This window comes from Micromonospora sp. WMMA1996 (assembly GCF_002573675.1).
Lineage (GTDB): Bacteria > Actinomycetota > Actinomycetes > Mycobacteriales > Micromonosporaceae > Micromonospora > Micromonospora sediminicola.
The window spans coordinates 33,527-55,731 of record NZ_PDHU01000010.1 but is presented as its reverse complement, the minus strand read 5'-3'; the positions used below and the strand labels follow the sequence as shown (position 1 = coordinate 55,731).

General features: G+C 73.9%; 24 protein-coding genes. 8 read left to right on the top strand and 16 right to left on the bottom strand.

Annotated features, from left to right (window positions below):
* Positions 1 to 21 precede the first annotated feature (21 nt).
* Positions 22 to 591 carry a DinB family protein gene (locus COO58_RS29770; protein WP_091577246.1) on the top strand — a complete coding sequence of 190 codons (570 nt, stop codon included), beginning with the start codon at positions 22 to 24 and terminating at the stop codon, positions 589 to 591.
* Here COO58_RS29770 and COO58_RS29765 read toward each other — a convergent pair.
* The 8 genes from COO58_RS29765 to COO58_RS29730 form a co-directional block, all read right to left on the bottom strand.
* On the bottom strand, positions 588 to 1,070 hold the full coding sequence (locus tag COO58_RS29765; RefSeq protein WP_098748219.1) for a GNAT family N-acetyltransferase: 483 nt from the start codon (positions 1,068 to 1,070) through the stop codon (positions 588 to 590). The two genes, COO58_RS29770 and COO58_RS29765, sit on opposite strands and share 4 nt — an antisense overlap.
* Positions 1,071 to 1,193: 123 nt before the next feature.
* A complete protein-coding gene (locus tag COO58_RS29760) occupies positions 1,194 to 1,802 on the bottom strand; it encodes an ATP/GTP-binding protein (protein WP_091573442.1) in 609 nt (202 codons plus the stop codon).
* Entirely contained in the window at positions 1,783 to 2,172 is a 390-nt protein-coding gene (locus tag COO58_RS29755) for a DUF742 domain-containing protein (RefSeq protein ID WP_091573441.1), read from the bottom strand. Before COO58_RS29755 ends, COO58_RS29760 begins: the two co-directional genes overlap by 20 nt.
* The gene (locus COO58_RS29750) at positions 2,169 to 2,594 is read right to left on the bottom strand and encodes a roadblock/LC7 domain-containing protein (protein ID WP_091573440.1); all 426 of its coding nucleotides are present in this window, start codon (positions 2,592 to 2,594) and stop codon (positions 2,169 to 2,171) included. The genes COO58_RS29755 and COO58_RS29750 overlap by 4 nt, the downstream gene beginning before the upstream one ends.
* Before the next feature lie 67 nt (positions 2,595 to 2,661).
* Positions 2,662 to 5,106 carry a nitrate- and nitrite sensing domain-containing protein gene (locus COO58_RS29745; protein ID WP_098748217.1) on the bottom strand — a complete coding sequence of 815 codons (2,445 nt, stop codon included), beginning with the start codon at positions 5,104 to 5,106 and terminating at the stop codon, positions 2,662 to 2,664.
* A gap of 80 nt (positions 5,107 to 5,186) precedes the next feature.
* On the bottom strand, positions 5,187 to 6,740 hold the full coding sequence (locus tag COO58_RS29740) for a prenyltransferase/squalene oxidase repeat-containing protein (protein WP_098748215.1): 1,554 nt from the start codon (positions 6,738 to 6,740) through the stop codon (positions 5,187 to 5,189).
* Complete coding sequence (locus tag COO58_RS29735) at positions 6,737 to 7,612, bottom strand: terpene synthase family protein (protein ID WP_098748213.1); 876 nt, start codon at positions 7,610 to 7,612, stop codon at positions 6,737 to 6,739. The genes COO58_RS29740 and COO58_RS29735 overlap by 4 nt, the downstream gene beginning before the upstream one ends.
* A complete protein-coding gene (locus COO58_RS29730) occupies positions 7,609 to 8,946 on the bottom strand; it encodes a cytochrome P450 (protein WP_176559019.1) in 1,338 nt (445 codons plus the stop codon). Before COO58_RS29730 ends, COO58_RS29735 begins: the two co-directional genes overlap by 4 nt.
* Positions 8,947 to 9,236: 290 nt before the next feature.
* On the opposite strand from COO58_RS29730, the gene COO58_RS29725 reads away from it, so the two are divergent.
* The gene (locus COO58_RS29725) at positions 9,237 to 9,485 is read left to right on the top strand and encodes a DUF2630 family protein (RefSeq protein ID WP_091573435.1); all 249 of its coding nucleotides are present in this window, start codon (positions 9,237 to 9,239) and stop codon (positions 9,483 to 9,485) included.
* Between the two features lie 45 nt (positions 9,486 to 9,530).
* On the opposite strand, the gene COO58_RS29720 is transcribed toward COO58_RS29725, so the two are convergent.
* The 3 genes from COO58_RS29720 to COO58_RS29710 all read right to left on the bottom strand — a co-directional run bounded on the left by COO58_RS29720 (position 9,531) and on the right by COO58_RS29710 (position 12,174).
* Complete coding sequence (locus tag COO58_RS29720) at positions 9,531 to 10,460, bottom strand: serine protein kinase RIO (protein WP_091573434.1); 930 nt, start codon at positions 10,458 to 10,460, stop codon at positions 9,531 to 9,533.
* Positions 10,461 to 10,631: 171 nt separating this feature from the next.
* Complete coding sequence (locus COO58_RS29715) at positions 10,632 to 11,276, bottom strand: HAD family hydrolase (protein ID WP_091573433.1); 645 nt, start codon at positions 11,274 to 11,276, stop codon at positions 10,632 to 10,634.
* Between the two features lie 58 nt (positions 11,277 to 11,334).
* On the bottom strand, positions 11,335 to 12,174 hold the full coding sequence (locus COO58_RS29710; RefSeq protein WP_245666192.1) for a carbon-nitrogen hydrolase family protein: 840 nt from the start codon (positions 12,172 to 12,174) through the stop codon (positions 11,335 to 11,337).
* A gap of 79 nt (positions 12,175 to 12,253) precedes the next feature.
* On the opposite strand from COO58_RS29710, the gene COO58_RS29705 reads away from it, so the two are divergent.
* From COO58_RS29705 to mug, 6 genes are all read left to right on the top strand, one after another.
* Positions 12,254 to 12,826 carry a TetR/AcrR family transcriptional regulator gene (locus COO58_RS29705; RefSeq protein ID WP_091573431.1) on the top strand — a complete coding sequence of 191 codons (573 nt, stop codon included), beginning with the start codon at positions 12,254 to 12,256 and terminating at the stop codon, positions 12,824 to 12,826.
* A 92-nt stretch (positions 12,827 to 12,918) separates the two neighbouring features.
* The gene (locus COO58_RS29700) at positions 12,919 to 13,842 is read left to right on the top strand and encodes a TIGR04222 domain-containing membrane protein (RefSeq protein WP_098748211.1); all 924 of its coding nucleotides are present in this window, start codon (positions 12,919 to 12,921) and stop codon (positions 13,840 to 13,842) included.
* Positions 13,839 to 14,657 carry a DUF692 domain-containing protein gene (locus COO58_RS29695; RefSeq protein ID WP_098748222.1) on the top strand — a complete coding sequence of 273 codons (819 nt, stop codon included), beginning with the start codon at positions 13,839 to 13,841 and terminating at the stop codon, positions 14,655 to 14,657. The genes COO58_RS29700 and COO58_RS29695 overlap by 4 nt, the downstream gene beginning before the upstream one ends.
* Positions 14,654 to 15,100 (top strand): hypothetical protein, encoded by a 447-nt coding sequence (locus COO58_RS29690; RefSeq protein ID WP_091573429.1) that lies wholly within the window; start codon positions 14,654 to 14,656, stop codon positions 15,098 to 15,100. Before COO58_RS29695 ends, COO58_RS29690 begins: the two co-directional genes overlap by 4 nt.
* Before the next feature lie 32 nt (positions 15,101 to 15,132).
* The gene (locus COO58_RS29685) at positions 15,133 to 15,894 is read left to right on the top strand and encodes an SDR family oxidoreductase (protein WP_091573428.1); all 762 of its coding nucleotides are present in this window, start codon (positions 15,133 to 15,135) and stop codon (positions 15,892 to 15,894) included.
* Positions 15,895 to 15,934: 40 nt separating this feature from the next.
* Positions 15,935 to 16,555 carry a G/U mismatch-specific DNA glycosylase gene (mug, locus tag COO58_RS29680; RefSeq protein ID WP_091573427.1) on the top strand — a complete coding sequence of 207 codons (621 nt, stop codon included), beginning with the start codon at positions 15,935 to 15,937 and terminating at the stop codon, positions 16,553 to 16,555.
* Between the two features lie 12 nt (positions 16,556 to 16,567).
* Here the strand turns inward: mug and COO58_RS29675 are convergent, their stop codons facing one another.
* The 5 genes from COO58_RS29675 to COO58_RS29655 all read right to left on the bottom strand — a co-directional run bounded on the left by COO58_RS29675 (position 16,568) and on the right by COO58_RS29655 (position 22,122).
* Positions 16,568 to 17,332 carry a MerR family transcriptional regulator gene (locus COO58_RS29675; RefSeq protein ID WP_098748210.1) on the bottom strand — a complete coding sequence of 255 codons (765 nt, stop codon included), beginning with the start codon at positions 17,330 to 17,332 and terminating at the stop codon, positions 16,568 to 16,570.
* Positions 17,333 to 17,351: 19 nt separating this feature from the next.
* A complete protein-coding gene (locus tag COO58_RS29670; RefSeq protein ID WP_098748208.1) occupies positions 17,352 to 18,113 on the bottom strand; it encodes an ABC transporter permease in 762 nt (253 codons plus the stop codon).
* Entirely contained in the window at positions 18,110 to 18,904 is a 795-nt protein-coding gene (locus tag COO58_RS29665) for an ABC transporter ATP-binding protein (protein ID WP_098748206.1), read from the bottom strand. The genes COO58_RS29670 and COO58_RS29665 overlap by 4 nt, the downstream gene beginning before the upstream one ends.
* Before the next feature lie 305 nt (positions 18,905 to 19,209).
* On the bottom strand, positions 19,210 to 19,941 hold the full coding sequence (locus COO58_RS29660) for a dienelactone hydrolase family protein (RefSeq protein ID WP_098748204.1): 732 nt from the start codon (positions 19,939 to 19,941) through the stop codon (positions 19,210 to 19,212).
* Positions 19,942 to 20,139: 198 nt separating this feature from the next.
* The gene (locus COO58_RS29655; protein ID WP_172968090.1) at positions 20,140 to 22,122 is read right to left on the bottom strand and encodes an ABC transporter ATP-binding protein; all 1,983 of its coding nucleotides are present in this window, start codon (positions 22,120 to 22,122) and stop codon (positions 20,140 to 20,142) included.
* Positions 22,123 to 22,205 lie beyond the last annotated feature (83 nt).

The window sequence follows — 22,205 nt, the reverse complement described above, 5'->3', positions numbered from 1 at the left end:
CCGAATGCCATAGTGGCGGCCATGAAGGCGGATCTGCACACCTACCTCAGGGGCGGCCGCGACGCGCTGCTGTGGAAGCTCGACGGGCTCGGCGAGTACGACGTACGGCGTCCGCTGACCCCGACCGCCACCAACCTGCTCGGTCTGGTGAAACACGCGGCGGTGTGGGAGAGCCGCTATTTCGGGATCGTGTTCGGCCGCCCCTTCGCGGAGGAACTGCCGTACGCCGACGCGTCAGCGGAACCCAACGCGGACATGTGGGTGACCGCCGACGAGACCCGGGAGGAGATCGTCGACCTGTACCGTCGCGCGTGTGCCCACGCCGACGCCACCATCGAGGCCCTGGCGCTCGATGACACCGGCGTGGTGCCGTGGTGGGGCGACGCGACGGTCACGTTGCACGCCGTGCTGGTCCACGTCGTCGCGGAGACCCAACGGCACGCCGGCCACGCCGACATCGTGCGCGAGCTCATCGACGGCACGGCCGGGCTGCTGCCGCAGCTCGACAACCTGCCCGACGTCGACGACTCCTGGTGGCGGAGCCACCGTCGGCGGGTGGAGCGGTCCGCCCTCGATGCCGGCGCCCGCTAGGCGAGAAGGTCCTTGCGCATGTGCTGGGTGACCACGCGGTAGCCCGACGTCCGGTAGAGCGACGCGGCCCGCTCGTTGGCACCGAAGACGTTGAGTTCGAGCGCCCGGGCACCCCGCTCCCGGGCCGCCGCCTCCCCCGCGGCGAGCAGCGCCCGGCCCAGGCCCGCGCCGCGCCGCTCGGGCGACACCTCGATGTCATAGAGGAAGGCACAGTCCGGGACGCCACGCGGATGGGTCAGGCCGATCCACAGGTGGCCGACCGGGGATCCGTCGGCCGTCTCGCCGATCAGGAAGAGCATGCCGGGGGTGGCCATGCCCTGGGGTAGCAGGGTGGCGTTGGCCGCCCGGGCCCGGTCGAGCGCCTCCTCGGCCGGCCAGTTGCCGGCGGCGACCTGTTCCCGGGCGTAACCGGCGGCGAGTTCGTGCTGCCAGTTGTCGAACTCCTGCGGGGACATCGCCCGGACGGTCACCTCGGTCATGTGCGCCAGGCTCTCACGACCCGCCGGCCCAGGCCGGCCCGGTGCTCGCGCACCGGACGCACGGCGCTGCTGCGGCGCGTCGGCACCCGCCGGCAGGAGCCGCCAACCGCCGAGTGGTGACGGTCAGTCACCGGCGGCCCGACGGCGCGCCTCCCGCAGCTTCATGGCGTGCTCCAGCAGCGTGATCAGCACCTCCTTGGCCGAGTCCCGCTCCCGCGCGTCGCACAGCACCACCGGCACGCCCGGGTCCAGGTCGAGCGCCGCCTGCACCTCGTCGAGCCGGAACGTCCGGGCGCCCTCGAAGCAGTTAACCGCCACCACGAACGGTGTGCCCCGGCCCTCGAAGTAGTCGATCGACGGGAAGCAGTCGGCCAGCCGGCGGGTGTCGGCGAGCACCACCGCGCCGAGGGCGCCGAGCGCCAGCTCGTCCCAGACGAACCAGAACCGGTCCTGCCCGGGCGTGCCGAACAGGTAGAGCACCAGGTCGTCGCTGATGGTGATGCGGCCGAAGTCCATCGCCACGGTGGTGGTCGACTTCTCCTCCACACCGGACAGGTCGTCGATGCCGATGCCGGTCTCGGTCAGCACCTCTTCCGTGCGCAGCGGCCGGGTCTCGCTGACCGCGCCGACCAGGGTGGTCTTGCCCACGCCGAACCCGCCGGCGATCAGGATCTTGATCGCGGTGGGCAGCGGCGCCGCTCCCGCCGGCCGCTCAGAGCGCCCGTAGTCCATTGATTACCGCCTCGAAAACGTGCTCGTCGGGAAGGCCGGCGGGGGTGGCGCGCGGCTCGCGTACCTGCACCAGGCTGCGGGCGGCGAGGTCTCCGAGGAGAACCCGGACCGTGCCCACCGGCAGGTTGAGATGGGCGGCGATCTCGGCCACGGACTGGATCCGCTGGCAGAGGCCGACGATCGCCACGTGCTCCGGGCCGAGCCCGGACTCCGACCCCACATCCGTGCGGGTCGCGCTGACCAGGGAGATCAGGTCGAACGTCCCGGTGACCGGGCGGGCCCGGCCTCCGGTCACGGCGTACGGGCGCACCACCGGGCCGGCGTGGTCGTCCACCCACTCCTGCTCCGCGGACTCCCCCGGGCCGGTCATCGCGCCGTGTTCTCGCCGAGGGGCTGTTCCCGGGTCGGTGATGCCACGAACCGGCCGACCCGGGTGACCAGCATGGCCATCTCGTACGCGATCAGGCCGACGTCCGCGTCCTCCGCCGCCAGCACCGCCAGGCAGGCGTTGCGGCCGGCCGCGGTGACGAAGAGGAAGGAGGACTGCATCTCGATGATGGTCTGCTGCACCTGACCGCCGCCGAACCGCTTGCCCGCCCCGCGCGCCAGGCTCTGGATGCCCGCCGCCATGGCCGCCAGGTGCTCGCCGTCGTCCCGGCTCAGGCCGCGGGACGAGGCCATCAGCAGTCCGTCCGTGGAGAGCGCCACGGCGTGTTCCGCCTGCTTGACCCGGCCGACCAGGTCATCCAGCAGCCACGCCAGATCCGCGCTCGAAGCCGTCTTCTGCGCCACTCGTCGTCCTCTTCTCCCCGGCTGGTGTGCCGTTCTCGTCCCGGTCCCGTCGCGTCGACGGCCCCGGTCAGGTGGCCTGCTCGTTCTCGTCGGCGGGCGCGCCGCCGGCCCCACGCGCCCCGCCGAGCAGGCGCGCCGCGTCGGTGCGACCGCGCCGGGTGCCGCTCTGGTAGGAGCTCATCATCCGGCGCACCTGCTCCGGCGGGCGCGCCGTGTCGTCCGCCCCGTCGTCCTCCGCCTCGCTCTGGTCGTTGCGCAGCTCCGGATTGAGGCTGGCCTGGCGTACCCGGACCGGCAACCCGGCGTCGGTCACCGCCGGGACCTCCTCGGTCCCGACCGCCGGCCCGGGGGGTTCGACCAGGGCCAGCTCCGCGGTCGGCGCGGCGACCGCGGGCTGCCGTTTGCGGGTACGGGCCGGCAGCCCGGAGGGAGTCAGCCGAGGCGCCTGCGGTTCCGGTTCGGCCGCGGTCGTACCGTCGTCGGTCGGCTCGGTCGGCTCGGTCGGCTCGGTCGCGGCGTCACCGGCCTCGGTGGTCGGGGCCGCGACCGGGTCGGCGGCGGGTGGCGCGGCCGGCGGCAGCGCCGGCGCGACCGGGCCCGCCGTCAGGTCGGCGGACCCGCCCGGGTCGTCGCCGTCCACGGTGATCAGTTCGCGCGGGATCAGCACCACCGCGGTCGTGCCGCCGTACGCGGACTCCCGGAGCTGGACCTTCACGCCGTGCCGCTCGGTGAGCCGGCTGACCACGAACAGGCCGAGCCGGGCCGCGTCCGCCAGGTTCAGCTCGGACCGGTCGACGATGCGCGCGTTGGCGGCGGCCAGCTCGTCGCCGCTCATGCCGAGGCCACGGTCCTCGATCTCGATGGCGAAGCCGTTGCCGACGAGCTGACCGCGCACCTCCACGGTGGTCTGCGGCGGGGAGAAGGAGAGGCCGTTCTCGATCAACTCGGCCAGCAGGTGGATCACGTCACCGACGGCCCGGCCGGTCAGCGACACCGGGCCGAGCGGTCGCACGGTCACCCGGGTGTAGTCCTCGACCTCGGCGACCGCGCCCCGCACCACGTCGACCATCGGCACGTTGCGCCGCCAGGCACGGCCCGGGGTCGAGCCGGAGAGCACGATCAGGTTCTCCGCGTTGCGCCGCATCCGGGTGGCCAGGTGGTCGACCCGGAACAGGTCCTCCAGCTCCTCGGCGTCGTGCTCCCGGCGTTCCATGGCGTCGAGCAGGGTGAGCTGGCGGTGCACCAGCGCCTGGGTGCGCCGGGCCAGGCTGAGGAACACGTCGCGGACGCTGCGGCGCAGCTCGGCCTGCTCGACGGCGGTGCGGACGGCGGTCTCCTGCACCCGGTTGAAGGCCCTGCCGACCTGGCCTATCTCGTCGTCGCCGAACTGCAACGGCGGCGCTTCCCGGGCGACGTCCACCTCCTCGCCGTGACCCAGTCGCTCCACCACGCTGGGCAGCCGCTCGTCGGCCAGCCGGATGGCGGCCCCGCGCAGCCGTTCGAGCTGCCGGACCAGCGACCGGGCCGTGGTGATCGAGACGATCACGGACGCGACGACGGCGATCAGGCCGAGACCGGCGGCGAGGACCAGCCGGACGATGACGCCGATGGCGACCGGGGTGGCCCGGGCGACGATGTCCTCACCACCGGCGAGGATCACCTCGCGCAGGTCGGCCATCGCCGGCTCGGCGGCGGCCCGCCAGGCCGCGGCGGTGATCGGCGGGCGCACGTCCTCACCCTTGGCCGCCAGCACCCGGTCCTGGAGGGTCCGGAGCGCGACGAACGCCTCCCCGTCGATCATCTGCTGGTAGCGGACCCGGTCGGTCGGGGCGAGTTCCCGGGCGGTGCGGTCGGCGAGGAACCACTGGGCGCCGACCAGCCGGGCGAACGCGGTCTGCTCGGCGACGGTCAGCCGGTTGGCCGAGACCGCGCCGGTGAGCAGGGCGTCCTGTTGGGACAGCAGCTCCCGGGAGCGGTTCAGGTCGATCAGCGCGGCGGTGTCCCGGGCGATCTGGTCGTCGTCGAGGCCGCCGAGGGCGTCGAAGACGGCGAAGATGCCGTCGACCGCCTCGTCGTAGGCCGCCAACGTCGCGGTCCGGTCGATGGTCTTGCGGCCGACCTCGTCGCGGACCTGGGCGAGCTGACCCAGCTCGGTCTTCAGCTCGGCGAGCCGCTGCTCCAACTCGTCGCTGGCCGGCACCTCGGTACGCCAGTCCTGCACCGACTCCCACAGCGCGGTGGCGGTCTCGTCGGTGCGCGCCCGCTGGGCCTGCAACTCCTGCAACTGCCCGGGATCGGACTCACCCAGGTAGCGCAGCGACAGCCGGCGCTCGTTCTGCAACTCGAGCAACAGCGGATCGCTCGGCTCGAACACCCGGGCGTTGAGCGCCTGCACGCCGAGCAGGTTGAACCCGTCGCGCACGGTCACCCAGGCCGCGAACGCCCAGAGCGCGGTCAGCGACGCCAGCAGGGCGATGATCTTCGTACGGAGATTCGTACTGCGGGAACGCATCACACCGTCCTGGCCCGGTCTTCGGTCGGTCCGAAATCCGATCGACTCCGGCGCACGCTAGCAGCCGTCGTGAACTCCATTCAAGCGATCCTGATCATGGTGGCTTCCGGGTGCGCCGACCCCCGACCGGTGTGCCCCGAGGCGGCCAGCACCGCTGCGCGCACGATCAGCGTCGGGCGGTAGAGGTCCTTGTCGTGCCACAGTGCCGGACCGCCGTCGCGTCCGTCCAGGTCGGACAGGAGAGCCCGCCCCCGGGCCAGCGCCGCGCCGATCCGGGCGTCGCCCGCGCGGCCCGCGCCGGCCAGGGCGAGCACCGCGTACGCGGTCTCCTCCGCGGTGCCGCGCCAGCGTCCCCAGGAGCCGTCCGGCCGCTGGGTCGCCAGCAGCCAGCCGACGCCCCGCTCGACCGCGGTCCGCGCCGCGCCGTCGGGCGCGTGGTCGGCCAGCGCGAGCAGCACCGCATACGTGGCGTAGTAGGCCGAGGCGTGCCACCGGTCCTCCCACCGCCCGTCGGACTCCTGCCGCCCGACCAGCCAGTCGGTGACCCGGCGCCGGGCCGCCGTCACGCCCGGCCGGCTCGGGTGCTCGCCCAGCGCGTCGAGCACGTGCGCGTTGGTGGTCAGCGACGCCCCGTCCTCCCCCGGCCAGGTGCAGAAGTGCCGCCCGGTGTCGTATCCGGCGAGCGCGCCCACGCCGGGCGACCGGCCCAACCGGGCGAGCGCGTAGAGCACGACGGAGGTGGTGTCGGCGTCGGCCGGCAGCCCGGGCGCGGTGGCCGCGCCGGACGCGCCGACGGCGGCCCGCAGCCCGGTCAGCACCCGCTCGGGCACGCGCACCGGGACACCGGCCCGGACCAGGACGGCGAGCACCCACGCCCGCTCGAAGACGGTGATCGGGCTGGCGCAGGGCACCGGACCGGACCGGGCGACCGCGCACAGGTAGTCCAGGGCGGGACCGGGCTCGGGCCGGCCGAGCCAGGCGGCGGTGGCGGCCGGTGAGGCGCCCACCGCCCCGCTGGCCGAGGGACGCACGCCCGGCGCCCGGTACGCCAGCTCGCCGGCCACCTCCAGGGCGTGCGCCAGTTTCTCCGGCACGGGCCGGCCGGCGGCCAGCAGTCCGCGTACCCGGGTCAGCCGGGTCGGGTCCAGACCGGCCGGCAGCGGCAGACTGGGCCGGCCGGCCCAGTCGGCCAGCCCGGGCGGCGGACCCGCCGGCGCGTCGAGGAGCCGGTCGACGGCGGCCAGCAGCGCCGGCACGATCAGGTCGGTGGCCGGCAGGTCGGGCGGGGTCTCCGCGCGCAGCGCGGCGGACAGGAACGCCAGGCCCCGGTGCGCGGCGGCGGCCGGCAGCGGGGCCGGTCCGCCGCGGCGCAGGTCGGTCAGGAGCGCCTCGACCGCGCTCAGCGTCGGCACGATCGCGTAGCCGCCCGCAGCGCCCCACCCGCCGTCCGGGCGCTGCCGGTCGAGCAGCCAGGCCACCCGTTCGCCGTGGCCGGGCAGCCAGGGCGCCAGCGTGACCAGCCGACCGGTTTCGTAGACCGACGGCGAGGTCCCTCCCGCCGGGTCGTCCACGAGCGCGCCGACCGGCTCGGGCGCGGGCCCGAACCGGGTCTCCGGCTCGGCGGTGAGGCTCACCGCACGCCCCAGAAGTCGGTGTGCCGGTAGAACCCGGTGGTGAAGCCGAGCTGCCGGGACAGGAACTCGGCCTCCCGGGGCGACTCGTCCGCCAGCTTCGCCAGCCGGACGCGGCAGTGGTCGACCTGCTCGGCGAACCGCCGTTCGACCTCGGCCGGGTCGTCCACCAGCAGCAACGCGTTGAGGTCGCCCGACTCCGCGTCCCGCCGGTGCGTGCCGAGGTCGTTGACCAGCCGCAGGGCCCGCTGCACCTCGTCGGCGACCTCGATCAGCCGGTCCAGCGCGGCGGGGTCGACGACCGATCCGGTGTGGATCCAGTGGGCCACGTCGACCACGGTGGCGGCGAGGTTGTCCGCGTTGTCGAGGTAGTCGGCGAGCGTGGGTCGGGTGGTGCGCCGCCAGGTCCACTCCCGGGCCATCGCCCGCACCGTGCGCTCCATCGTGGCCCGCCAGTGTCCGCGCAGCGCCGGGTAGGCGGGCGCGGCGGCGACGTCGTCGCGCAGCTCGGCGAGGAACCGGCCGAGCGGGTCGTCGGCGTCCGCGCCGTCGAGCACGGCCAGGCAGGTGTCGGAGATCCGGTCGACCTCGGCCCGACTGGTCGCCTCGTGGTCGACCAGCCAGTCGACGGCGAATCCCCAGAGCACCGCGCGGTTGGTGACCGCCAGCTCCGCGGCGGTGTGCCAGGGGGCGCTGAACGCCATCGCCGAGGCGATGCTGCTGAACAGGGTGGCGTCGAACGGCTCGCCGGGGAACAGGTCGGGGTGCGCGGCCGCGGCCCGGCGCAGGCCGCGCTGGCCGTGCGCGGCGAGCGCGCAGATCCGTCCCTGCTCGGCGGCGGCGGCGATGGGATCCGGCAGCGGTCCGCCGGTCACGCCGGCTCCGCCCGGCCGGCGGCGAGCAGGGTCAGCTCGACCCGCCGGCGTGGCCGCAGCGCCGCCGCCAGCCGCAACCCGGGTACGTCGGTGCGGTCCAGCCGGAACCGGTAGCGACTCAGCATCGTGGCGAGGATGAGCTGGGCCTCCAGATAGAACAGGTACATGCCGAGGCACTGGTGCGGACCGCCGCCGAACGGGAAGTGGGCGTAGCGGTGGCGGGCGCGGACCCGCTCCGGGCGGAACCGCTCCGGGTCGAACTCGTCCGGGCGGTCCCAGAACTGCCGCATCCGCTGGGTGATCAGCGGGCTGACCGCGATGGTGGCGCCGGCTTCGATCGGCACGCCGTCGATGACGTCCGCGGCGACCGCGCGACGCGGGATGATCCAGCCGATCGGGTAGAGCCGCAGCAACTCGTCCAGCACCATCCGGGTGTAGGTGAGCCGGTTCAGGTGCTCCCGGCGCACCGGCCCGGCGCCGACCACCGCGTCGATCTCGGCGTAGAGCCGCTCGGCGACCTCGGGATGCTGGTGCAGGTGCGGCCAGGCCCAGGTGAGCACGTTGATGGTGGTCTCGGTGGTGGCGGCGAACATGGCCACGGTGTCGTTGCGGACCTGCCGCTCGTCGAGCTGCCGGCCGTCGTCGGTCCGGGCCCGCCAGAGCGTGGAGATGATGTCGTCGCCCTGGTCGGCGGCGTCACGGGTCTGCCGGACGATCGGCACCAGCACGTCGTCGACGACGCGTACCGCGCGGCGGAACGCGCGGTCTCCCGGCATCGGCAGCGACAGCGGCGCGAACGGCACCACGATCCGCGGGATGACGGCGGTGGCGATCCGGTCCTGGGCGTCGATCACCCGCATCGCGTCCGGCACCGAGATGCGGTCGGCGAAGAGCACCTTCATGATCGCCCGGCTGACGATGCGGGCCTGCTCGACGCCGATGTCCACCGGCCGGCCCGCGCGGTAGGGCTCGTCCAGCTCGTCGACCGCGTCCCGGACGGCGTCCGCCATGCCGTCGACGAGCGCCTCGACCCGCTTCGCGGTGAACATCGGCTGGAGCATCCGGCGGCTGGCCGACCAGATCTGGCCCTCGCCGAGGATGCCCTCGCCGAACAGTCGCTTGACCGGGCGCCAGAACAGTCCGTCGCCGGCCCGCTCGTAGTTGTCCGCCCGGTCCCGCAGCACGTGCTGCACGTGCCGGGGGTGGGTGACCAGGTAGGGGCGGAACGAGCCGAGGTTGAGCCGGACCAGGTCGCCGCCGGTGCGGTTACCGACGTCGATCAACGCCCGGGCCGGGTCGCGCAGGACGGCGGGCAGGATCTGTCGCAACGGCACGGTGTGCGGGCGGCCGGCAGGCCGGTACGGGCCGGACGAATCGGCCACCTGAACGCTCCCTCGGGTTGCTGAGGGTCGCCGCCCCGTCGCGACCCGTGAAACGTTGCTCGTGAGCATGCCATCCTGAGCGACGAATCAAAAGACAGGACGGAGGATATTTCACGTAACAACAATCTCTTTGTCGAGAATGGAGCCAGTGGGACGTGCGTCACGCGGGAAGTCTTTCTGGTGCCCGGGCGTCGTCCCCCGGAACGCGGGCGCGGGCGCGTCCGCTGTGCCAAGCTTCGGGCATGGACGACAAGACCATCCTGAGCCGGATCTCGGAACTCGTCGACGAGGAGCACCGGCTGCGCTCCGACGCGCAGCAGCACGAGGCCGGCACCGACGACGAGGCCCGGGAGCGGCTGCGCGCCCTGGAGGAGTCCCTGGACCAGTGCTGGGACCTGCTCCGTCGCCGCCGGGCAGCCCGGCAGGCGCACGGCGACCCGGACGCCCAGGGCGAGCGCCCGGTGCCGGAGGTCGAGCGCTACCTGCAGTGAGCCGAGGTCCCGGGCGGGACGACTCCCGCCCGGGACACCCGGTGGTCAGCGGATCCCCGCCTCCCGGAGCAGCACCTCGGTCAGCGCCACCGGGTCGGTGTCGGCGGCGGGCAGTCCGCGGGCGGTGAACCAGGCCGCCACCACCCGCACGTCGCGGGCCAGGAACTCGGCCCCCTGCGGGTTGGCCACCACGTCGACCACCTGCGGCAGATCGATCATGACCAGCCGGCCCGCGTGCACCAGGAGGTTGTACGGCGACAGGTCGCCGTGGGCGTACCCGGCCCGGGCCAGCACCAGCAGGGCCTCGACCAACTGCTCCCACAGGTCGCGCAGCCCGTCGTCGGTGGGTCGGACCTGGGCCAGCCGGGGCGCGGCCTCCCCCGCCTCGGCGTCGCCGACGAACTCCAGCATCAGCTCGGTGCCGAGCAGCTGGACGGGATAGGGCACGGCGATCCGCCCGGAGGCGGCGCCGATCTCCCACAGCCGGGACAGCGCGTCGAACTCGGCCGCCGCCCACTGCCCGGCGATCATCTGCCGACCGAAGGCGGTGCGGCCGGCCATCGCCCGCATCTCCCGCGACCGGCGGACCCGGCGGCCCTCCAGGTAGCCGGCGTCACGGTGGAAGAGCCGGTGCTGGGCGTCGCGGTAGCGCTTGACCGCCAGCAGACAGGCGCGGTCGGTGTCCGGCACGGCACGGCGGACCAGGTGGACGTCCGCCTCCTTGCCGGTCTTCAGCACGCCGAGTTCGGTGTCCCGGGCGGCCAGCTCGGTGACCAGCCAGTCGGGATGCGGCTCGGGGCCGTGGACCGCCTGGTCCCAGGAGGACCAGGTGTCCTCCGCGTCGGGCTCGGCGTCGGGGTCGGTGAGGGTCGGCGGGGCGTGCCGCCCCCGCTTCAGGAAATCGGGCTCGTCGTCGTCGAAGCGGCTCTTGCCGCGGCCACGGCGCTGCGGCGCCGGGATGTCGTGATCGCGCACGGGTGGATCTGTCCTTCGATCGAGGCTGGTGGAGGCAGGTGGAACGACCCTGCAAAGACGGCCATGACCGACCTCCTCTCCTCGACCGGGCGACACCCGGCTGCGCCCTCGCGCGGCACTATGCTCGTGCGCCGCGCCGGACGGCGCAACCGGTTTTCGACCCCGCCGCGCTCAGCCCGCCAGCACGGCGGCCACGGCCGGGATCAGCCCGTCCTCGACCCGGGTCGGCGCGAACCGGGTGTCCGACCAGCGACGCCCCCGGTGCAGCCAGACGCTGGGCAGGCCCACCGCGGTCGCGCCGCCGATGTCCGCCTCCGGGCTGTCGCCGATCACCCACGCGCCGCGCAGCGGCATCCGGGCCCGCTGCGCGGCGAGCGCGAAGATGCGCGGGTTCGGCTTGCTGACGCCGGCCTCCTCGGAGATCACCCAGTCGGCGACGTAGCGGTCCAGGCCGGTCTTGCGAATCTTGGTGTCGTCCTGCCGGGCGGTGCCGTTGGTGACCACGACCGGCACCCAGCCGGCGTCGGCGGCGATCCGCAACGCGCACGCCACCAGCGGGTCCAGCCGCATGAGCGCCCCCACCCCGTCGTGCAGCTCGTCGACCAGGTCGATCGACGGGATGCGCAGGCCGTAGCGGTCACGGATGGCGTCGGCCACGTCCCAGCGGTTGGTCAGCCCGTCCGCGTCGACGGAGACCAGCCAGTCGAGGTCGGTGGGCGGCGCGCCGATGCCCTCCAGGAAGCGTTCTCCCCAGGAGCGGAACGGCCCGTCGCGGTCCAGCAGGGTGTTGTCCAGATCGAGCAGGAGCAACGGCACTTGGGCACCCTACGGGAAGGGTCGGAGCACCGACAGGGCCGAGGGTCCCCCCGCGCGCTCAGGCGACGAGTGACGCCCGCGGGTCGCCGTCGTCGGCGGGCCGGTCGAGCAGCATGGTGTGGGCCGCGCGGGTGGCCGCCAGGGCCTCCGGGTCCAGCGTGGCCACCAGCACGTCCTCGCCGGTGTCCGCGCCCCGGGCCAGCGGTCGGCCCTCCGGGTCGTAGACCGCCGCGCCACCGTTGAACCGCCAGGGATCGGCGCCGCCGACCGCGTTGGCGAAGACCACGTACATCGTGTTGTCCAGCGCGCGGGCGGCGTAGTAGAGGTCCCGGCGGTGCGCGGAGCCGGCCAGGTAGCCGCTCGGGCAGAGGTAGCCGTGCGCGCCGTCGCCCGCCGCGGCCCGGCCGTGCTCCGGGAAGCAGCCGTCGTAGCAGATGCCCAGGCCGAACCGCCACTGCTCGACCACCAGCGTGGCGCCCCGCCGGCCGGCGTCGAACAGCTCGCGCTCGCCGCTCCAGAGCTGCTGCTTGTCGTACCCGACGGTGACCGCGCCGGTCGGGTCCACCACCAGCGACGAGATGGTGCGCCGCCGGTCGGGCTGCCGGACCGCCGCCCCGATCACCACCGCGGCTCCCGCCTCCCGGGCGGCGTCACGCAGCGGGTCCAGCCTCGGGTCGTCGACCCGGCCGTCGGGGTCGGCGGCCACGTCCGTCCCGGCCGGGTCGGCGCCCAGCGTCGGCGGGTGGTACGCCGGCAGGAACAGCTCCGGCAGCACGACGACGCGGGCGCCGGCGCGCCCGACCAGGCGCGCGGCGGTGCGGGCGTTGCCGGCGACGTCGCCGGGCACGGGTTCGGCCTGCACGGCGGCGACGGTCAGCGGGCGGGAGGGGAGCGACACGACCGGGATGCTAGCGGAGTCTCTCCCAAGCCGTACGTACGGTTTGCGTCGACCGTCTCCACCTGCGACGATCGTTCCCGTGCCCAGAGTAAGTCAGGACCAGCTCGACGCGCGCCGACAGGAGATCCTGGGCGCCGCGCGGGCGTGTTTCGCCCGGCACGGCTACGAGGGCGCGACCGTGCGACGGCTGGAGGAGGCCACCGGCCTGTCCCGGGGCGCGATCTTCCACCACTTCCGGGACAAGGACTCGCTCTTCCTCGCCGTGGCCGAGGACGACGCCGCCGCCATGGTCGAGACCGTCGCGCGCAACGGCCTGGTCCAGGTGATGCGCGACCTGCTCGCCCGGGCCGTCTCCCCGGACACCACCGGCTGGCTCGGCAGCCAGTTGGAGGTCTCCCGCCGCCTGCGCACCGACCCGGCCTTCGCCCGGCGCTGGGCGGAACGCTCGGCCGCCATCGCCGAGGCGACCCGGGAACGCCTGCTCCGCCAGCGCGAGGCCGGCGTGCTCCGCGACGACGTACCGATCGACGTGCTGGCCCAGTTCCTGGAGCTGGCCTACGACGGGCTGGTGCTGCACCTGGCGATGGGCCGCCCGGCCGGCGACCTGAGCCGGGTGCTCGACCTGGTCGAGGAGGCCGTCCGCCGGCACTGAGTCTCGGTCCGGTAACTCGGCCCTCCGCGGAGATCGACACTGGCGCTCCTGCTCCACAATGAGCCGCGACCCCCTCGCGACAGGAGCAGCCGATGACCGTCCTCGCGGCCGACACCTGGGGCATTCCCGGCCCCGTCTTCCTGCGCTGGTACCTCGTGGCCGCCGTCGTCCTGGTCGTGGGCACGGCGGTGTACCGGTTCCGGGCGCTCGCCGGCACCCCGGTCACCGACCACGGCGCGCTCGGACCGCAGCAGGTCGCGTACCTCAACGGCGGCGACCAGCTCGCGATCTGGACCTCGCTCGGCGGGCTGCGCCGGGCCGGCGCGGTCGGCGCGCACCCGGACCGGCGGCTCGCCCCCGGCGGGCCGCTGCCGGCCGGCGTCACCCCGCTCGACCAGGCCGTCCACCACGCCGCCACCCGTGGCCTGCGCACCCGCGAGCTGGCTCGCGACGAGTGGGTCCGCCGCGCGCTCGACGAGCTGCGCGACGGCCTGGTCCGCCGGGGCCTGGCCCTGGACCAGGACCGACGCCGGGCACTGCGGCGCGGCGCCCTGCTGATCGGCGTCCTGCTCGCGATCGGCTTCCTGCGCGCCTTCGTCGGGCTCTCCCACAGCCGGCCCGCCGGCTTCCTGATGCTCACCCTGGTCCCGCTGTTCATCGCGTTCCTCCTGTTCAACCGCGTGCCCTGGCGCACCCGGGCGGCCACCGCCGCGCTGCGCGACCTGCGTCGCCGGCACGCCTGGCTGCGGCCCGCAGCCGCACCGGCGTACGCCACGTACGGCCCGTCGGACGCGGCCCTGGGCGTGGCCCTGTTCGGCACCGCCACGCTCTGGACGATGGACCCGGGCTTCGCCGAGCAGGCCGAGATCCAGCGACAGGCGATGGGCTCGGCGGGCAGCACGGGCACCTCGTGCGGCGGCGGCAGCTCCTGCTCCGGGGGCAGCTCCTCCTGCTCCGGCGGCAGCTCCTGCGGTGGCGGCGGGGGTTGCGGCGGCGGTGGGGGGTGCGGCGGATGAGCGGCCCGTCCGGGGTCGGCATCGGCTGGCGTCCCGAGATCGCCGGCTTCGTCGCCGGGCTGCCGGGGCTGCGCTTCGTCGAGGTGGTCGCGGAGGCGGTCGCCCCGACCGGGCCGCTCCCGGCCGGCCTGGCCGAGCTGCGCGAACGCGGCGTCACCGTCGTACCCCACGGGGTGCGGCTGTCCCTCGGCGGCGCGGAACCCGTCGACCCGGCCCGGGTGGCGCACCTGGCCCAGGTGGCGGCGGCGCTGGAGGCGCCGCTGGTCAGCGAGCACATCGCGTTCGTGCGCGCCGGCGGGTTGGAGGCCGGACACCTGCTGCCGCTGCCGCGCAGCCGGGAGGCGGTGGCCGCGGTGGTGGCCAACGTGCGGCGGGCGCAGGCGGAGCTGCCGGTGCCGCTGGCGCTGGAGCCGATCGCGGCGCTCTTCGACTGGCCCGACGACGAGCTGGACGAGGCCGACTTCCTCACCGAGATCCTCGCCGCCACCGACGCGCTGCTGCTGCTCGACGTCGCCAACGTGCACGCCAACGCCCGCAACCGGGGCGGCGACCCGACCGCCCTGCTCGACCGGCTGCCGCTGGACCGGATCGCCTACGTGCACGTGGCCGGCGGCGCCGAGGCCGGCGGCTTCTACCACGACACGCACACCGACCCGGTCCCCGCCGAGGTGCTCGACCTGGTCCGTGAGCTGTGCGCCCGACGCCGCCCGCCGGCGCTGCTGCTGGAACGCGACGGCCACTACCCGCCCGCCGCCGAGCTGCGCGGAGAGCTGGACGCGCTCGCCACCGCCTCCGGGTATCCGGTGGTCACGTGAGCGGCGACCTGGCGGCCCGACAGGCCGAGCTGGTGGCGGCGCTGGTCGCGGGCGGGCCGCTGCCGCCCGGCTTCGCCCCGACGCCGGTCGACGCCGCGCGCCGGGCGCTGCTGCGCAAGCGGGCCGGCGACGTGGCCCGGCACTGGCCGTTGCTCGCCGCCGGCCTCGGCGCCGACTGGCCGGCCACGTTCACCGGCTGGGCGGACGGCCGGCCCACCAACGGCTCGCTGCGCGACGGCTGGGACCTGGCCCGCGAGCTGCGCGACCGGGGCGCCCTGCCGCCGCTCGGCGCGGAGGAGCTGGCCGCGCGCGAGGCCGCGAGCCGCTACGACGGCCGCACCGCGCCCCGGCCCCGCCGCCTCCCGGCCGTCGCCCGGGCCGGCGGCGCCGTCGCCGCCCAGCTCGCCGGCCGGGTACGCCTGCTGCGACCCGCCCCGCGCTGACACGCGCCCTGCGGTACGGCAGGATCGGAGGCATGGATCTCGGACTCGCCGACCGGGTGTACGTGCTCACCGGCGCCTCCGGCGGCCTCGGCTTCGCCACCGCCGAACAGCTCGTCGCCGACGGCGCCCGCGTGGTGATCTCCGCTCGGGCCCCGGAACGGGTGGCCGCCGCGATCGACGCGCTCGGTGACCCGGAGCGGGCGATCGGGCTGACCGCCGACCTCACCGACCCGGGCACCCCGGAGCGGCTCGTCGCGGCGGCCCGGGAACACTTCGGCCGGCTCGACGGCGCGCTGGTCTCGGTCGGCGGCCCGCCCCGGGGCACCGCCGCCGAGGTCACCGACGCGCAGTGGCGGGAGTCCTTCGAAACGGTCTTCCTGGGCAGCGTCCGGGTCGCGCGCACGGTGGCCGGCGCGCTCGGCGACGGCGGCGCCATCGGGCTCGTGCTCTCCACCTCGGTCCGGGGGCCGCTGCCCGGCCTCGGCATCTCCAACGGCCTGCGGCCCGGCCTGGCCGGCGTGGCCAAGGACATGGCCGACGAGTACGGTCCGCGCGGCGTACGGGTGTTCAGCCTGCTGCCGGGGCGGATCATGACGGACCGCAACCGGGAGCTGCTGGCCGCCGCGGGCAACGCCGACCGGGCCCGCGCCGAGGCCGAGGCGGCGATCCCGCTGCGCCGCATCGGCGACCCGGCCGAGTTCGGCCGGGTGGCCGCGTTCCTGCTCTCCCCCGCCGCCGGCTACGTCACCGGGGTGAGCGTCCCGGTCGACGGCGGCGCCCTGCGCGGCCTGTGAGGGCGTCCGAGGTGGCCTCGCGGCCGGTGGGGGCGGTTCGGTGAGTGATCGACGTCGTCCGGCCGGCGGCCGACCCGAGCCCGCGCCCGGTCCGGGCACGCCGGCCCGGCGCCACCCCCGACCCAGCCGGGAACAGCTCGCCGCCGCGGCCGACCGGCTGCTGCCCGACGTGATCGCGCCCGGGCTGGACGTGCTCTTCGTCGGCATCAACCCCGGCCTGTGGTCGGCCGCCACCGGCTGGCACTTCGCCCGCCCCGGCAACCGGTTCTGGCCGGCGCTGCACCGCGGCGGCTTCACCCCGCGCCAACTGCACCCCAGCGAACAGGACACGCTGCCCGCGCTGGGACTGGGCATCACCAACATGGTGGCCCGGGCCAGCGCCCGCGCCGACGAGCTGACCGCCGAGGAACTGGTCGACGGCGCCCGCGCGCTGACCGCGAAGGTCGAGCGCTACCGGCCACGCTGGGTGGCGGTGGTCGGGGTGACCGCGTACCGGATCGGGTTCGTCCGGCCGAAGGCCGGGTTCGGGCCGCAGCCGGAACCGCTCGGGCCCGCCCGGCTCTGGGTGCTGCCCAACCCGAGCGGGCTGAACGCCCACTTCACCCCGGAGACGCTCGGCGCCGCCTTCGGCGAGCTGCGCGCCGCGGTCGCCGGCGGATAGCCGGGAACGCGGCTATCCCAGCCGCTCCATGCGGTTCCAGCCGGACCAGCCGCGCTCGCGCATCAGCTCCACCAGACGCCGCACGCGCGGATCGGATTCGACGGCGAGCGCGTCCAGGAGATCGTGCGGCATGTCCTCGTAGTCGGCGTGGACCCCGCCGCCGGTGTCGGCCTGCTCGGCCAGGCAGGCCATGATGTCGGCGGCCTCCTCCAACCGCGGATCGCCGGCACCGTCACCGTCACCGTCGAAGACCTCCGACAGGGTCCGGTAGAGCCGGACGACGTGCGGGTCGTCGAGCTGTGCGATCTTGTAGGGGATGAATTCCCGGACCCGATCGGGCCAGCGGGCCGCGAGCAGGATCCACCCGTCCCGCTCGCCCCTCACCACCCGCTCCGACACGCCGATCTCCCGCAGCCGGTCGAGGTAGGTCGTCACCTCCGCCGGGAGGGCCAGCGCGTCCCCGGCGGCGAGCTGGGCGATCTGCCTCCGGCTGGTTTCGAGCCGTTCGATCTCGTCGCGGAGGCGGCTGTCGATCCGGTGGATCCCCTCGGTGAACGCCGACTCGTCGGCGTCGAGCAGCCGGCTGATCTCCGACAGGGGCACCCCGGCGTTGGCGAGCGTCCGAATCCTGATCAGCGACACCACCGCCGTCGGGCCGTACCGCCGGTAGCCGGAAGCGTCCCGTTCCGGCTCGGGCAGCAACCCGACCTGGTGGTAGTGCCGCACCGCCCGCACCGTGACACCGGCGTACGCCGCGAGTTGCCCGATCGTCAACATCCTCTGATCCTGCCTCGACTCAGGAGGTCCGCCGACGGTAGGAGACGGTGGCGAACACGTAGGCCACGACCAGGAGGCCGACGCACCAGGCGAGGGCGGTCCAGATGCCGGCGCCCACCGGCCGTTGGTCGAACAGGGCCCGGATCGTGTCGACGATGGAGGTCACCGGCTGGTTCTCGGCGAACGCGCGGACCGGGCCGGGCATGGTGCCGGTCGGCACGAACGCCGAGCTGACGAACGGCAGGAGGATCAGCGGGTAGGAGAACGCGCTCGCACCGTCCACAGACTTCGCGGCCAGGCCGGGCAGCACGGCGAGCCAGGTCAGCGCCAGGGTGAACAGGGCCAGGATGCCGGCGACCGCGAGCCACCCCGGCACCCCCGCCCCGGTGCGGAAGCCCATCACCAGGGCGACGAGGACGACCACCGCGATCGAGACCAGGTTCGCGACCAGCGAGGTCAGGACGTGCGCCCACAGGATGGCCGACCGTGCGATCGGCATGGACCGGAACCGGTCCACGAGACCGCCTCGCAGGTCGAGGAAGATCCGGAACGCGGTGTACGAGATGCCCGACGCGATCGTGATGAGCAGGATGCCGGGCAGCAGGTAGTTCACGTACGAGTCGGTGCCGGTGTCGATCGCGCCGCCGAAGACGTAGACGAACAACAGCATGAAGGCGATCGGCATGAGCGCGGTCGTGATGATCGTGTCCGGGCTGCGGGCGATGTGGCGCAGCGACCGTCCCAGGAGAACGGCGGTGTCACCGAGCATGTGCCTGTTCATCGCCGTGCCCCCTGGGTGTCGGCACCGACCAGGGCGAGGAAGACGTCCTCGAGGGTCGGCTGCTTCTCGACGTACTGGACCTCCGTGGGTGGGAGGAGCCGCTTGAGCTCGGGCACGGTGCCGTCGACGATGATCCGGCCCTCGTGGAGGATCGCCACCCGGTCGGCGAGTTGCTCGGCCTCGTCGAGGTACTGCGTGGTGAGCAGCACCGTGGTGCCCCGCGCCGCCAGGTCCTTGACCGCCTGCCACACCTCGATGCGCGCCTCGGGGTCCAGCCCGGTCGTCGGCTCGTCGAGGAAGATGACCGGTGGATCCCCGATGAGACTCATCGCGATGTCCAGACGACGGCGCATCCCACCGGAGTACGTCGCCACCCTCCGCGCGCCCGCCTCGGTCAGCGCGAAACGCCGCAGCAGGTCGTCCGCGATCGCGCCGGGTGCCCTGAGGTGTCGCAGCCGGGCGACCAGGACCAGGTTCTCCCGCCCGGTGAGGATCTCGTCGACCGCGGCGAACTGCCCGGTGAGACTGATCGACTCCCGGACCTCGGCGGCCTGCTTCCCGACGTCGAAGCCGTTGGCCCGGGCGGTCCCCGCGTCGGCCCGCAGCAGGGTGGAGAGGATCCTCACCAGCGTGGTCTTGCCCGCCCCGTTCGAGCCGAGCAGCGCGAAGATGCTGCCCCGGGCCACGTCGAAGTCCACGCCACGCAGCACCGTGACCTGCGCGAACGACTTCTCCAGGCCCCGGACCTCAATGGCCGGGCGTTCCGTCTGGTTGCTCATGACGCTCAGCATGAGCGGTTGACGCTGCGTCAGGGTCAAGCCCGCGAAGCGGACGGTCCGACGGCAGCCAGTGCGGTGAACTGGGCCTCGATGCGGTTGAGCCAAGAGCTGTTTGGTCGGGGTGTACGCCAGCTCGACGTCGTTGGCGGCGGCCCGGTCGCCGACCCGGGGCCTCTGCGGTCGATCCGCAGCAGGCGCTGCCCCTCGTCGTCGATCTCCCGAACCTGAACGTGGTCGGCCACGCCGGCCAGTGTTCGCTGAACGCGCCGATCGGGAGTTGATCCCGATCGGCGCGTCGCGGGCTGCGGGTGGCGGTATCAGCGGAGGTGCCGGGCGAAGAACCGTAGCGTGCTGTCCAGCTCGAATGCCGGGATCTCCCCGTGCTTGCCCGGGTTGGCGTGCAGCGTCTTCTCGGCTGAGGCCAAGGCGTCGAACAACGCCAAGCCCTGGGCCTGCGGCACCCGCTCATCGTCCCACTGCAGCAGGAACTCCACCGGGACCGTGATCCGCGCGGCGGCCTCGGCTGATGCCAGCGCCCCGCCCAGGCCCAGCACTGCCGCGCGGACCCGGGGTTCGGCGGCAACGAATGGAACGCCGAGTCCGCAACCCAACGACACGCCCCAGTAGCCCACCGGGCCAGCGCCGACGTGCTCGAGTTGCTGGACCGCCTCCAGGACCGCCCGCCATTCCGGGACGGTCTGGCGGGCTACGAGCGCCTGGAAACCGGCGATCAGCGGAGCCAACTCTTCCCCAGCATCCACGCGAGCCTGGTTCTCGGTGGCGATCCGGTTGTACTCCTCGACCTTCGGCCGGTCGCCGTGGCCGGGCACGTCGACGGCCGCCACCGCGAAGGCACACTCGGCCACGAAGCGGCGCGCACGGGCCACGATGCCGGGGTCCTTCTTGTGTTGACCGCCGCCGTGTCCCATGAGGACAAGGGGACGAGTACCGGCGGCACCTTCTGGCGTCCACAGCACGCCGGGAATCTCACCGAGGACAAAGAGCTGTTCGGAGACCCCGTCGGACGACGTCTCAGAGGTGAAGCGCATAGCGTTCAGCCTTTCGGAATGCCTTCTGCGGGCACTCCCTAGGCCGTGCGAGGGAGGGAGGCCCGACCTGTCACAGCGTTGATCGGTCTCACCTCCTCAGTTCGCGTAGCAGCGCACAGCGAGGGCGAACGTACCACAGAGGGCTTCACCCCTGTCTGGGCAAGGATGTCGCCAGGGCGAACGTTGCCGGATGCGCCACTAGTTCGCGGTGGCGGGCGGCATGCTCTCCTGGGCGACGTAGGTGCCCATCGGCACCGTGGTCACCACCGGCTCGGGCTGCTCCGGCTCGGCGTAGGGCGCCGGCGAGTCGGCGACCGCGAACTGGGTGCGGTAGAGCTCGGCGTAGAGACCGCCGACCGCCACCAGCTCGTCGTGCCGGCCGCGCTCGACGATGCGCCCCTCGTCGAGCACCAGGATCTGGTCGGCGTCGCGCACGGTGGAGAGCCGGTGCGCGATCACCAGCGCGGTGCGCCCGGTCAGCGCCACCGACAGGGCCCGCTGCACCGCCGCCTCGCTCTCCGAGTCGAGGTGTGCGGTGGCCTCGTCGAGGATCACGATCGACGGGGCCTTCAGCAGCAGGCGGGCGATCGCGATGCGCTGCTTCTCGCCGCCGGAGAAGCGGTAGCCCCGCTCGCCGACGGTGGTGTCGAGCCCGTCGGGCAGCGCCCGCACCAGGTCGGCGACCTGCGCGCCGGCGAGGGCCGCCCAGATCTCGTCGTCGGTGGCGTCGGGCTTGGCGTAGCGCAGGTTCTCCCGGATCGTCTCGTGGAACAGGTGCGAATCCTGCGTCACCACACCGATCTCGTCGCGCAGCGAGGCGAGCGTCGCGTCGCGCACGTCGACGCCGCCGACCAGCACCTGGCCGTCGGTGACGTCGTAGATCCTGGAGATCAGCATGGACAGCGTCGACTTGCCGGCGCCGGACGGGCCGACCAGGGCCACCATCTGACCGGGTTCGACGGCGAACGAGACGCCCTTGAGCACCGGCTCGTTGACCGTGCGGTCGAGCGTGGTGACCTCCTCCAGCGAGGCCAGTGACACCTCGGCGGCGGTCGGGTAGCGGAAGCGCACGTCGCGGAACTCGACCCGACCGTTGCGGGGCGGGACCGGCACCGCGTCCGGCTTCTCCGCGATGCCCGGGCGCAGGTCGAGCACCTCGAAGACGCGGTCGAAGGAGACCAACGCGCTCATCACGTCGACCCGGACGTTGGACAGCGCGGTGAGCGGACCGTAGAGACGGGTGAGCAGCAGGGCCAGCTTGACGACGGTGCCCGCGCTGACCGCGCCGGCGACCGCGAGCCAGCCGCCCACACCGTAGGTCAGCGCCTGGGCCAGCGAGGCCACCAGCAGCATCGCCACGAAGAACGTGCGCGAGTACATCGCGGACTGGATGCCGATGTCACGGACCCGTTCGGCCCGGCGGGCGAACCGGTCGGCCTCCACCTCGGGCGCGCCGAACAGCTTGACCAGCAGGGCCCCCGCGACGCCGAACCGCTCGGTCATGGTGGCGTTCATCTTGGCGTCGAGGTTGTAGGACTCGCGGGTGATCTCGGCCAGCCGCCGGCCGACCCGGCGGGCCGGAATGATGAAGATCGGCAGCAGCACCAGCGCCAGCACGGTGATCTGCCAGGACAGCACGAGCATCGCCCCGGCCGTGAGCACGAGCTGGATGACGTTGCTGACCACCCCGGACAGCGTCGAGGTGAACGCCCGCTGGGCGCCGAGCACGTCGTTGTTGAGCCGACTGACCAGCGCACCGGTCTGGGTGCGGGTGAAGAACTGCAACGGCATCCGTTGGACGTGGTCGTAGACCCGGGTGCGCAGGTCGAGGATGATGCCCTCACCGATGCGGGCGGAATACCACCGCTGGGCCAGCGAGAAGAGCGCGTCGGCCACGGCCAGCACGGCGATGATCAGGGCGAGCCGGACGACGGTGGACTGGGCGGCCGGGCCGCCGCCGGCGATCGCGTCGATGACGTCACCGGCGAGCAGCGGGGTGGCCACGCCGATCACGGCGGCCACGATCACGGTGAGCAGGAAGACGACGATGTCGCGCCGGTAGGGCCCGGCGAAGGCGACGATCCGCCGGGCGGTGCCGCGCTTGAGCTGGTGGGCGGAGACCTCGTCGCGGTTGCGCAGCGACCGGAGCATGCTCCAGCCGCCCATGCCGCCGCCGGCCATGTGGTTGGACATCCGTCACCTCCGGGTCGTCGGGCAGCATGAACCGTCGGGTTCAATTCTCCCGACGCCTGTGACAACCTCGC

Bases quoted from the DNA above. Each gene is read 5' to 3' on its own strand.
- COO58_RS29675 (WP_098748210.1), bottom strand. From the start codon at position 17,332: ATGTTGACGATCGGGCAACTCGCGGCGTACGCCGGTGTCACGGTGCGG.
- COO58_RS29655 (WP_172968090.1), bottom strand. From the start codon at position 22,122: ATGGCCGGCGGCGGCATGGGCGGCTGGAGCATGCTCCGGTCGCTGCGC.
- COO58_RS29765 (WP_098748219.1), bottom strand. From the start codon at position 1,070: ATGACCGAGGTGACCGTCCGGGCGATGTCCCCGCAGGAGTTCGACAAC.
- COO58_RS29755 (WP_091573441.1), bottom strand. From the start codon at position 2,172: ATGACCGGCCCGGGGGAGTCCGCGGAGCAGGAGTGGGTGGACGACCAC.
- COO58_RS29670 (WP_098748208.1), bottom strand. From the start codon at position 18,113: ATGAACAGGCACATGCTCGGTGACACCGCCGTTCTCCTGGGACGGTCG.
- COO58_RS29660 (WP_098748204.1), bottom strand. From the start codon at position 19,941: ATGCGCTTCACCTCTGAGACGTCGTCCGACGGGGTCTCCGAACAGCTC.
- COO58_RS29695 (WP_098748222.1), top strand. From the start codon at position 13,839: ATGAGCGGCCCGTCCGGGGTCGGCATCGGCTGGCGTCCCGAGATCGCC.
- COO58_RS29745 (WP_098748217.1), bottom strand. From the start codon at position 5,106: ATGCGTTCCCGCAGTACGAATCTCCGTACGAAGATCATCGCCCTGCTG.
- COO58_RS29770 (WP_091577246.1), top strand. From the start codon at position 22: ATGAAGGCGGATCTGCACACCTACCTCAGGGGCGGCCGCGACGCGCTG.
- COO58_RS29685 (WP_091573428.1), top strand. From the start codon at position 15,133: ATGGATCTCGGACTCGCCGACCGGGTGTACGTGCTCACCGGCGCCTCC.
- COO58_RS29700 (WP_098748211.1), top strand. From the start codon at position 12,919: ATGACCGTCCTCGCGGCCGACACCTGGGGCATTCCCGGCCCCGTCTTC.
- COO58_RS29665 (WP_098748206.1), bottom strand. From the start codon at position 18,904: ATGCTGAGCGTCATGAGCAACCAGACGGAACGCCCGGCCATTGAGGTC.
- COO58_RS29725 (WP_091573435.1), top strand. From the start codon at position 9,237: ATGGACGACAAGACCATCCTGAGCCGGATCTCGGAACTCGTCGACGAG.
- COO58_RS29760 (WP_091573442.1), bottom strand. From the start codon at position 1,802: ATGGACTACGGGCGCTCTGAGCGGCCGGCGGGAGCGGCGCCGCTGCCC.